Source organism: Microcystis sp. M079S1 (genome assembly GCF_020246425.1).
Taxonomy (GTDB): Bacteria; Cyanobacteriota; Cyanobacteriia; order Cyanobacteriales; family Microcystaceae; genus Microcystis; species Microcystis aeruginosa.
Genome location: NZ_JADBSZ010000287.1, coordinates 1 through 10,165, shown reverse-complemented (window position 1 = coordinate 10,165; position 10,165 = coordinate 1). Strand labels below are relative to the sequence as shown.

General features: G+C 43.6%; 9 protein-coding genes, 1 tRNA gene and 1 pseudogene. 7 read left to right on the top strand and 4 right to left on the bottom strand.

Annotation, left to right across the window (positions count from 1 at the left end; genetic code table 11):
- Positions 1 to 206: 206 nt before the first annotated feature.
- Both IM456_RS18685 and IM456_RS18680 read left to right on the top strand, forming a co-directional pair.
- Positions 207 to 1,019 carry a PEP-CTERM sorting domain-containing protein gene (locus tag IM456_RS18685; RefSeq protein WP_287693327.1) on the top strand — a complete coding sequence of 271 codons (813 nt, stop codon included), beginning with the start codon at positions 207 to 209 and terminating at the stop codon, positions 1,017 to 1,019.
- Positions 1,020 to 1,468: 449 nt separating this feature from the next.
- The gene (locus IM456_RS18680; RefSeq protein WP_149988237.1) at positions 1,469 to 1,720 is read left to right on the top strand and encodes a hypothetical protein; all 252 of its coding nucleotides are present in this window, start codon (positions 1,469 to 1,471) and stop codon (positions 1,718 to 1,720) included.
- 104 nt (positions 1,721 to 1,824) lie between these two features.
- Here IM456_RS18680 and IM456_RS18675 read toward each other — a convergent pair whose 3' ends face one another.
- Positions 1,825 to 3,366, bottom strand: coding sequence for an NAD(P)H-quinone oxidoreductase subunit N (locus IM456_RS18675; protein ID WP_185240633.1), 1,542 nt, complete (start codon positions 3,364 to 3,366; stop codon positions 1,825 to 1,827).
- Between the two features lie 523 nt (positions 3,367 to 3,889).
- On the opposite strand from IM456_RS18675, the gene pipX reads away from it, so the two are divergent.
- The 4 genes from pipX to proC all read left to right on the top strand — a co-directional run bounded on the left by pipX (position 3,890) and on the right by proC (position 6,663).
- A complete protein-coding gene (gene pipX, locus IM456_RS18670) occupies positions 3,890 to 4,162 on the top strand; it encodes a transcriptional coactivator PipX (RefSeq protein ID WP_002796317.1) in 273 nt (90 codons plus the stop codon).
- A gap of 3 nt (positions 4,163 to 4,165) precedes the next feature.
- Positions 4,166 to 4,825 carry a YggS family pyridoxal phosphate-dependent enzyme gene (locus IM456_RS18665; RefSeq protein ID WP_149988235.1) on the top strand — a complete coding sequence of 220 codons (660 nt, stop codon included), beginning with the start codon at positions 4,166 to 4,168 and terminating at the stop codon, positions 4,823 to 4,825.
- Between the two features lie 320 nt (positions 4,826 to 5,145).
- Entirely contained in the window at positions 5,146 to 5,718 is a 573-nt protein-coding gene (locus IM456_RS18660; protein WP_002796314.1) for a cell division protein SepF, read from the top strand.
- 132 nt (positions 5,719 to 5,850) lie between these two features.
- Positions 5,851 to 6,663 (top strand): pyrroline-5-carboxylate reductase, encoded by an 813-nt coding sequence (gene proC, locus IM456_RS18655; RefSeq protein ID WP_149988233.1) that lies wholly within the window; start codon positions 5,851 to 5,853, stop codon positions 6,661 to 6,663.
- On the opposite strand, the gene IM456_RS18650 is transcribed toward proC, so the two are convergent.
- Complete coding sequence (locus IM456_RS18650) at positions 6,640 to 8,427, bottom strand: 6-pyruvoyl-tetrahydropterin synthase-related protein (protein WP_287693326.1); 1,788 nt, start codon at positions 8,425 to 8,427, stop codon at positions 6,640 to 6,642. The genes proC and IM456_RS18650 overlap by 24 nt on opposite strands.
- A gap of 367 nt (positions 8,428 to 8,794) precedes the next feature.
- Positions 8,795 to 9,331: a metal-binding protein gene (locus IM456_RS18645; protein WP_149988231.1), complete on the bottom strand. Its 537-nt coding sequence runs from the start codon at positions 9,329 to 9,331 to the stop codon at positions 8,795 to 8,797.
- Between the two features lie 81 nt (positions 9,332 to 9,412).
- Here IM456_RS18645 and IM456_RS18640 point away from each other — a divergent pair.
- A tRNA-Val gene (locus IM456_RS18640) sits at positions 9,413 to 9,484 on the top strand.
- A 134-nt stretch (positions 9,485 to 9,618) separates the two neighbouring features.
- On the opposite strand, the pseudogene tnpA reads toward IM456_RS18640, so the two are convergent.
- Positions 9,619 to 9,948: pseudogene (gene tnpA / locus IM456_RS18635) on the bottom strand (IS200/IS605 family transposase); the annotation flags it as partial.
- Between the last annotated feature and the right edge of the window lie 217 nt (positions 9,949 to 10,165).

Below are 10,165 nucleotides of genomic sequence, written 5' to 3'. Positions count from 1 at the left end.
ATTTTCTCTTTCTCGCTCCATACCCCTTTTAATGCTATACATTCTCATTAACCCTTTTAACCTTTGAATTAATTTTAGTTATTATGTACTACTTTAATAGCTTTTTTGATCTGTGACAGTTGAGGGTGCGGAATGTGGGATTCAAGTGTTGCTTGACTTAGCTGCGAGGGGAGGCGATCTCCGTAACAATTTAGATTGAGGATGATATGAACAAAGTTTATCGAACTTTAGCAATTGGTGGAGTTTCCTTTTCGCTTTTCACGCTATTAAATTTAGGCTCTACTAGAACAATTGCAGCATCACTTCAGGATTTTCCCGTTCCGCCAGAAGATATACCATCTTGGGTGGACCCTAAACTTATAGCTTTTGCTGAATATGACTACACACTTACTCCAGGAGGATTAGGACAACACACTAATTTGATAAAAGGTCCTGAATCCCTTTTTGATGAAACACAGAGTGGTATTTCTAGCTTAATAGGAGACTGGTCTTATACTCCAGGCTCTGGTTGGGATGGAAGCTTCAACGGAGGTTTAGCGGATGAACAATCATTAACAATTGTATTCAACGTTGCTAACCTCAGAGTTCCAACAAACTTCAAAACACTAGAAGTCGCTTTCGATTTTAAGCAAAATTTGTTTGACTACATAATTGACTGTCAAGTAATGACCGATAACCCTAATGATAAAGTAGGCAAGTTGTGTGGAGTATTTGAAAAAAAACCCAAGCAATTAAAGTTTTTTGCAAGAATTACTCCGCAGCCAAACTTCGCCAAACTAATAGTAAAATTAACCAAACGTCCAATTCCTCCATTGAATGAAAATTTTTTGGGTATAAACCAAGATCAAGATTCAATCTCGTTTACTGAAACTATTCTTTTCGATCAATGTAAGCCTATTCCTGAACCCTCTACAGTCCTCAGCCTCCTCGCCCTCGGTACTCTCGGCGCAGCTTCAACCTTCAAGCGCAAATTGAAGCCATCCAAATCAGCCGAAAAAGAAACCACAAAAGTTGGCTAAATTGCTCACAAAAAATACAATAAATGCCCCCTTGATTTAGTCAGTTGGGGGCTTTTATTTTTAGTCCATGTTTCTATTTATTGATTTTTTTTATCGAATGGCAACTTTTAAATCATACTAAATCCGTTGAGTAACGCACAGAAAACGGGTTTCTCGGAGAAACCCGTTTTCTGCTCATGCACTCATGCAAAAAGGGAAATAAATAATCAGTGTTTAATAACCAGATTTAGTATCAATAGGGTCAAGTTGAATGAGTATGGTGATTTTGTGCTACAATAGAGGTCTGTTAAAAGTAAAAAAACAATCAATTAAGTAGGTAGGCGTTAAAAATTATCAGACACCCCCCTTATCAAGGGGGGCAGGGGGGATCAACACCCCCCTTATCAAGGGGGGCAGGGGGGATCGAACCTAAAATACATTTTTAATTTAATTATAACCAGCTACTTACCATGAATAGCAAGACAGAAATCACTATTCAAGTTCCTTTAGAAATTGCTAGATATTACGCTAAAATTCAACCCAATGACCGAGGGAACATAGAAAACAAATTAACTGAAACTATTCAATTAGAATTAGAAAAATATCGTCAAAAAGCAGCGGCGAGATTATCAACAATTATGGATCAAGCTAGTGATGAAGCAGAAGCTAAAGGATTAACTCCAGATATTTTAGCGTCTATTTTAGAACAAATTGAGAGTTAATCACATTATTAAAAACGGATTAGCTGTAGGGCTAATTCATGAATTAGCCCTACAATAGGCGTTGTTATTCTGATCTGACAACGCCGATAAATCAACAGGGATTCTCAATTTGCTCGGGAAATGTGCGTCGCCAGGGCCGCCGATTGTAGGATGGGGGTAGTGGTGACGGAATCCGTCGCTAGGGTAAAGAGAGGATTGGAGAGGATACCGGCCAGGGAAGTCGCCACTAGGGAGAGGACAATACCCACCTGTAGGGGACGCATCCCGGTAAGAGTCCAATTGATAACGGGGTAATTTTTCACCGCATCGGACATCTCTTGGGGTTCCTTGACCACCATCATTTTGACCACACGGATATAGTAGTAAATCGAGGCCACACTGGTGACTAAACCAACGAGGACGAGGGCATAAAGTCCCGCTTGCCAACCAGCCCAGAATAGATAAATCTTGCCAAAGAAGCCCGCTAGAGGCGGAATTCCCCCCAAAGAGAGCAGACAGATGCTTAAACAGAGGGTTAGCAGCGGATCTTTCTGGTAGAGTCCCGAATACTCAGCGATTTGATCGGTTCCAGTCCTGAGGGCAAAAAGAATCACACAGGCAAAAGCCCCTAGGTTCATGAACAGGTAAATTAACAGATAGAAAATCATGCTAGAGTAACCCGCGTCAGTACCGGCGGTTAAACCAATCATGACAAAACCCGCCTGACCGATCGAGGAATAGGCTAACATCCGTTTCATGCTAGTTTGGGCCAAGGCGACCACGTTGCCGAGGATCATACTCAAAATTGCTAGGGCGATAAAGATAAACCGCCATTGTTCGCTCACTAGACCGAAAACCGTCACTAATAGGCGAATTGCTAGGGCAAAACCAGCCGCTTTGGAACCCACCGAGAGGAAAGCCACCACGGGAGTGGGTGAACCTTCGTACACATCAGGAGTCCACTGGTGAAAGGGAACCGCCGAAATTTTGAAAGCGATACCGGCAATCACAAACACTAATGCGATCGCTAAGGCCAGGGACTGACCACCGTTAACAGCGGTTAATTTTTGGGCAATGGCACTTAAACTGGTTTCACCTCCGGATAAACCGTAGAGAAGGGAAACACCGTAGAGGAAAATCGCCGAACTAGAAGCTCCAATTAACAGGTATTTTAAGGCGGCCTCGTTTGATCGAGGATCCCGCTTCATGTAACCGGTCATTAGATAGGAGGAAATACTGAGCATTTCTAGGGAGATGAAGATCATCACCAATTCACTAGCACCGGATAGGAACATTCCCCCGATAGTCGCAGTGAGCATAATGGCTAAAAATTCCGCTAGGGAGGTTCCCGCTTGTTCCACATAACGCACCGACATCAGCACTGTGGAGGCGGTAGAAAGGGCAATAATCCCCCTAAAGACGATACTGAGATTATCCCCCTCAAAAGCCCCTAAAAAAGCCACCGGTTTCGGATTGTCCCAGGTAAAGTAGAGAGCAACCACAGCAGCGAGCAGACCAGCGATCGCAACGTAGGGCAGCCAACTTCTGGCACTTCGTCCCACGATTAAATCGCCGATTAAAATCACCATCAGGGTAATAATCAGGATTCCTTCGGGCCAGATAACGCCGGCGTTTAGCTGACTGGCAACAAGACTAGAAAAATCCATATTGATTGAGGTTAAAGGAATTTGAAGTTAAAAAAGGCTTAATACAAGCTTAGGGCATTTCATCAGTGATTCAGTGATCAGTTATCAGTTATCAGTGATCAGGTGTGAGTTTTCAGTTCACCGATCGCCGCTATCGGGTCAAAATATCTAAAAACCCAGATAAATTTGAGATAATCTTAGCTTTTATGGGTAGGATGGTTATCTATTGTCTTTTTCCTCCTCCTGTCTCCGATTCTCGGAGTCTCGGATTCTTCTTACCTAACGGAGGATTTTTGATTTTTGCAGCCGAGCTAATTTCTGATGGTGACAAGTTGTCACCGAGATGTATCCACGTTAACAGGGAAAAAGTGAAAACTCAGGAAATCATGACATAGACTGGCATCGTTAGTTGTCATTGAAGGATTCTGGTAAAATCAGGCTAGGGAAACACCCGGAAAATCACTTGTTTTCGAGCCATCCGCTTGATTTTGTTGTTGAAAAACTTTCTAGTTCGCTCAATCCTTTTCCTTTAGCGCTCGCTTGAATGAGTAACGAAACCTATCTCAATCATCCCACTTTCGGTCTATTATACAGAGTCTGTCTATTAGAAGAACATCAGGAATTATTTACCACTCTTTATGCCCAACGTCTTTTTTTTCTGGTGACGGTGGGGCCCAAAAAAGTCTCGTTCGATCCGATTAGTCGTTCCGATGCTCGTCTTTTGGTGGAAAACCGGCTGCGGAATTTGCGACGGCGCAGTAATATGCAAGAATTTAACAGTCTCAACCAAACTTATCAACAAACCTTTTCAGTCTAGTTCATGACGATCGCTAGTCGTATCGAGTCAATCCGTCTTACCCTACCCCCCTCCACGCGCCTGATTGCTGTCAGTAAACAGGTATCGAGCGATTATATCCGTCAAGCTTACCGGGCAGGAGTGAGAGATTTTGCTGAAAGTAAGCTACAGGAAGCAATCTCGAAGCAGCAAGAACTAAAAGACCTCCCAGATATTTATTGGCACTTTATCGGGCATCTACAGGCAAATAAAGCCCGCAAAGTCCTAGAATCTTTTGATTTAATCCATTCCCTCGATAGTTTAAAATTAGCCCAAAGACTCGATCGCCTAGCGGCGGAATTAGAGATTAATCCCCAAGTTTTGCTACAGGTGAAAGTTGTCCCCGATCCCGATAAGTTCGGTTGGGACACGGCCGAATTACTAGCAGATATTCCCGCTTTAGTCAACTGTAAACAGCTAAAAATTCAAGGTTTGATGACAATTCTGCCCCGAGGATTATCCGCTGGGGAAAAGTTAGCCGCCTTTGAAAAAACCGGGGATTTAGCCCAAATAATCGAGAATAGCTCTAGTTTATGCCTGCCTCATCTATCCATGGGGATGTCTAACGATTATCCTCTGGCCATCAAGGCCGGAGCCACTTTGATCCGGGTGGGAACCAGCATCTTTGGCGATCGCATTTACTGAACCATCTCCGTAAATTTACAGAAAAAACTCCTAGTAATTTTAATAATCGGTGACAATATATCTTAAGATTACAGCGTTCAGTCTAGAAACCGGTGGTTAGAAATGAGGAATTGACTTTTTCCCAATCCCTGAAAACTATCCCCTGATAACTGATAACTGAAAAGAGGGAACTAACCGCTGCCTCCAGACGACTAGAATGACGAACCCTGAACAAAATAGTTCTCCTGTACCAAGTGAGAGCAAAAGTTGTTAAAGGCCACTAAAATAACCCCGACTCTAGCCAAGACCACCTAAAAAATCTTTTGAAGGACACTTAGACTGTGAACAACATTTTTACCAAACTCAAAGATTTTGTCGGCATCTCCGAACAACCAGAAGACGAAGACGAAACCGACTACGAAGAAATGAACTGGGAAAAGTCTTCCCCCCAAGATAGGGATCAAAACGAAGAAGAAGATCCCCTCAATCGTCGTCAACGCGAACCTTTAAATCTCAGTACAGCCACATCTATGGGACTCAACAGAAGCAACGTGATCGGTATGCCAGGTATTAACAACAATAATGCAGAAGTAGTCGTGATCGAGCCCCATTCCTTCGAGGAAATGCCCCAAGTTATCCAAACCCTGAGAGAACGCAAATCGGTGGTTTTAAACCTCAACGTCATGGATCCCGAAGAAGCACAAAGAGCCGTGGATTTTGTCGCCGGTGGCACTTACGCGATTGATGGTCATCAAGAACGCATCGGTGAGAGTATTTTCCTATTTACTCCCAGCTGCGTTAAAGTTAGCACCCTTTCCGGAACCATTCACGATATCACCGACAACCCGAAAATGGCTCGTCCCGTTTCCCCCGCACCTGCTTGGGGTGCCGAAAGCAGTCGATTAGCTCAATGAATCCTCCCATAGTCCTCTCGTCAAGTTTGTCGAAGCTAGAAATCGATCGATTCTCGAGAGGATGCGTTTTTTTGGGGGTAAGACCTCTAAATCGGCCTTTTTTTCTGTTTACTTTTTACTTTAAATAATACTGTGTCTATTCGTTTAGGAATTATTGGCGGTGGAGTGATGGCCGAGGCTATTCTCAGCCGTTTATTAAAAAAAAATATTTATAGTCCCGAAACGGTGTTAGTCAGTGAACCCCAATCCCAACGGCGCAACTTTTGGGTTAATACCTACGGAGTACAAGTCAGTGAGGATAACCGGGAAGCCGCTAGAGCAACTGAGGTGTTAATCTTAGCGATAAAACCGCAAATTTTAGAGCAAGTAGTGAATAGTTTGCTGGGAATACCCGAAAAACCCTTGATTATCTCGATTTTAGCAGGAGTTACCCTCAATCGCTTAGAAATGGGCTTTCCCGATCGCCCTGTGATCCGGACGATGCCCAATACCCCCGCCACGGTGGGACAAGGGGTTACAGCGATCGCACCCGGTCGTCATGCGGAACCGGAACATCTGGCCGTAGCCAGAGATATTTTTGCTGCGGTCGGTTCGGTGGTGGAAGTTCCCGAAGCTTTGATGGACGCGGTAACGGGATTATCGGGATCTGGACCGGCATTTGTGGCCTTGATGGTGGAAGCTTTAAGCGATGGTGGTGTGGCGGCCGGATTACCGCGAGCGATCGCATCTCAATTGGCCCTAGAAACAGTTTTGGGGACGGCAACCCTATTAAAAGAATCGGCCATACATCCGGGAGAATTAAAGGATCGCGTCACTAGCCCCGGGGGAACGACGATTGCCGGGGTGAGACAATTAGAAAAAGGCTCTTTTCGATCGACTATTATCGAGGCAGTAGTGGCGGCCTATCATAGATCTAAAGATTTAGGGCGTAGTTCTGAAAAGTAAACCTTTTCGCCACAGAAATACACCGTAACCCAATAGCGTTAGGAAAGCACACAAAGCGGTCGCCGTGCCAGCGATCAGGGCATTTGTCCAACCGTAGGATAGCTCTAGGATATAACTACCCTGTGCTAACTTGACCAGTATAGTTCCATCCTTGCCCATTTCTAGGGGTTGGGGTTGACCGTTAACGGTTAACTGCCAAGCGGGATAATAATAAAGACGGACTCGCAGGATGGCAGGTTCTTGGACTTCTACCTTTAATTTTCGGTGATAACTTCCCCAATGTTCGACTTTCACTTGCCCCTGACCACTAACCAGGGAAAATCGCGGTTCTCCAATTTGGGGAACTGGAAGGGGCGTATTGGCAGTGAAAGTTAAGGGTAGTCCCGAATCGGAATATCTTTCCCGGACAAAATCTGGATAATTGCCCGATACTGGTAAGAAGGGGCGGTACTCGGGAACGTCGATCAGTTTATCTTGGAAGGGATCATTAAGAATAGTTTCTATCCAAGGACGGATAAAGACTTTGCCTTTGCCACCACTATGAAGGGTAGGATAAGCATAAGTGTCTTTGAAACCAGAACGTAGGTTAAAAAGAATAATCAGGGTAATGAGAGTTAAGCCCAAGAATTTCCAGAAATAACCTCCTCGCAGCAGTCCATCAATAGCTACACTGCACAGATAAGCGCCGGCGAAGAATAATAATGACAGTATCCTGTAGGGAGTTTCTAGCTTTTGCAGTGGTGAAATCGATTGCCAAATCCAATTTGACCCCGGACTGACCAAGAATAAAACCATTAACATTACTGCTACGGCGTAGATAATATTTCTTTTTTGCGCTGCTGATGGCCTCTGGCTCAGATAGGCGATGAGAGCGAGAGTAAACAAACAGAATAACTGTAAAAAAAGTTGATTACGAAAGTTTTGAGTCAATAAGTCTAATAAATTGATATAATCACCCAAAAAGGCAAAGACGTAATTGATGTTGGTGAAGGGCTGTTCTAAAACTGCCGGCAGTAGGTAAAAAGCGGCCATCGCCAAACCTAAAGCCATAAATGTAAGAGTGACAAAAACTTGTCTGAAAGAATGCCGTCGCCACAAAGATAAAGTATACAAACCTCCAGCGATCGCATAAATGAGCAAACTGGGTGTATGGGTTAAAGCGACCAGCATCCAAAAGCAAGCCAGAATAATCCGCCATTGCGGCTGCTGAATCGCCCTATCAATCACAAATAGACCGATAGGAATCCAAATTAAGGCAAATAGACTCGCTAACCCTCCACCATTGAGGAGACCGAAGACAAAGGGAGAGGTCATGTAAAAAACAGCACCTCCGAAAGCTGCTAAGGGATGCCACTGACTGCGACCATAGAGATAAAAGGCACTTCCGATCAGAAAAATCCCCAAAGAAAAAACCGTGCTAATCGCTTGTTCGCTATTGAGTCCAATTAGTTTGAAAAAAGAGGCAATGTAATAGACGAGAGGTGGATAGAACACAAAGGTGGGACTACCGTAACCGAAGTTGGTTCCTGCTAACCAGCGAGGATAGAAAATACCTTCTCTAATCTGTTCGGAAAAATGCTGAATCCAAGTAATATGCCAACGTAAATCGCCCAATCCATTTAGTCCATGACGGATCATGCGCGAATTAATTACAATTGTTGCCAGTAAAATTAAAACAATTGCCCCTACATCCCACCAATATGTCGGTAAAAAAGGAGTTTTGCCAAACAATCGCCATTCCGATCTATATCCATTAGTTTGCATAATTTCATTCTCTTAAGTTCTGTTTATGTTATGCTTAGGTGTCCTAAAAGTCAAGAAAGCTATGGTCTGTAGTTAACGATAACCTCTGACAGGGGGACAAGAAACATGAAATCCATACACCATAAGCTTTCCATTGCTTTTGATCGAAAAAGTTCCCTATGCCAAATCCCACTTATTAATAATTATTTTTAATAAGCTTGCCCCTATCCTCGATTCTTTTGTTGGCTTTTTGCTGGTTATTGATCGATCTATTTCTAGCAAGATAAGCTCAAAGCCTCTGTGGGCAAAGCTTATAGCTCGCTTGTACCCCTGTCAGCGATAACCTAGCAGTGCCAGACATTAAATCAAGATAATTTTCAGCCTTGTCTTAACGTTTTTTCTTTTTTACCGGTTTTTGAGCCACTTTTCCAGAACGTTTGTAGGCCGATCCGATCCAATCACTACAACTATGACTCATCGCCCCTAATTCTAAACCCAGGAAAATAGCGATCGCTACCCGGGGATACTGTTGCCATAATGCGATCGCTTGCTGCGGCCACAGTCGCCAATCCCAGTCTATACCCCAGAAACTTTGCAGGATCGGAATGATGATGATCGCCGCTAGTAAAAGAAAACTACCGAAGTAAAATAACCGAAAAATTGTGCCGATCAATAAACCGTGGGATAACCAACCGCGATGACGGATCATGGAACGATAGGGTAGCCACAACCAGCGCAGATAACCCCAACGTTTGTACTGTACCGAGTGGATGTCAAGATCTGGCCCAAACAGGAATCCGCTAAACAAATAACTGGCCAACAGTAACAGGGTTAATTTACCACTGCCACTGACCAAAAAACTCGCCCCCGCAATCGGTGGCAGCAGAATTAGGGTAATGCGATCGTGAGTTCGACCAGAGGGCATCGGAAAAAAATCAACTCGCTCAAAAAAATAATATACTTTTTTTAAAATATATGTTATGCTAAAAAAGTGCGAAATTGATTCGGGCGTTTAGCTCAGTGGTAGAGCGCCTGCCTTACAAGCAGGATGCCGTAAGTTCGACCCTTACAACGCCCATTTTTTTCAATCCTGGCCTCGTCAAGCTTTCACTCCCGATCGCAGGTTTGGATTAAAACTATCTCAATGGAGCGAGAGGACTCCCGTTAAACCGCGTAGCGGTTAACGGGAGATGAATTGCGACCAGAATGAAACTAACGCGGTAGCGTTTCCACTTTTGGGGAGTTTTGGTTCTCGACGTATTTTTTTAGTTGTTCGACAGTAACGCCGCCACAACTAGCCACGAAATAAGCTCCCGTCCAAAAATAGGGTTTGTTGTAGAAATACTTTGCCGCCAAATCCGGAAATTCCTTTCTAATTAAGCGACTACTAACTGTTTTAAGGTTAGCGATTAATTTGGATAAAGCGATGTCAGGTTTGTAATCGATAATTAGGTGAACGTGATCTGATTCACCGTTGAAATCAAGTAAAGTACTTTCCCATTTTGTGAGCGTTGATACAAAGATTTCTTTAACCTGCATTATTCATGAGAGTAGGGTAAAAAACCCTGAAACCACTACCAGATATAAGTTACAGCGACTTGATCTCAACAACAGTCTGTTTTGTCTCTCCGTCACTGGGCTAAATGAGAGAAAATAATGGTTAAAAAAGCAGAAAAAAGGGGACAAAAAACTCTATAATGTTAGGGACAGTAAGAGTTAAAATTTTCGTTGATCATGACTGAGTTTTCTTCTCAACTTT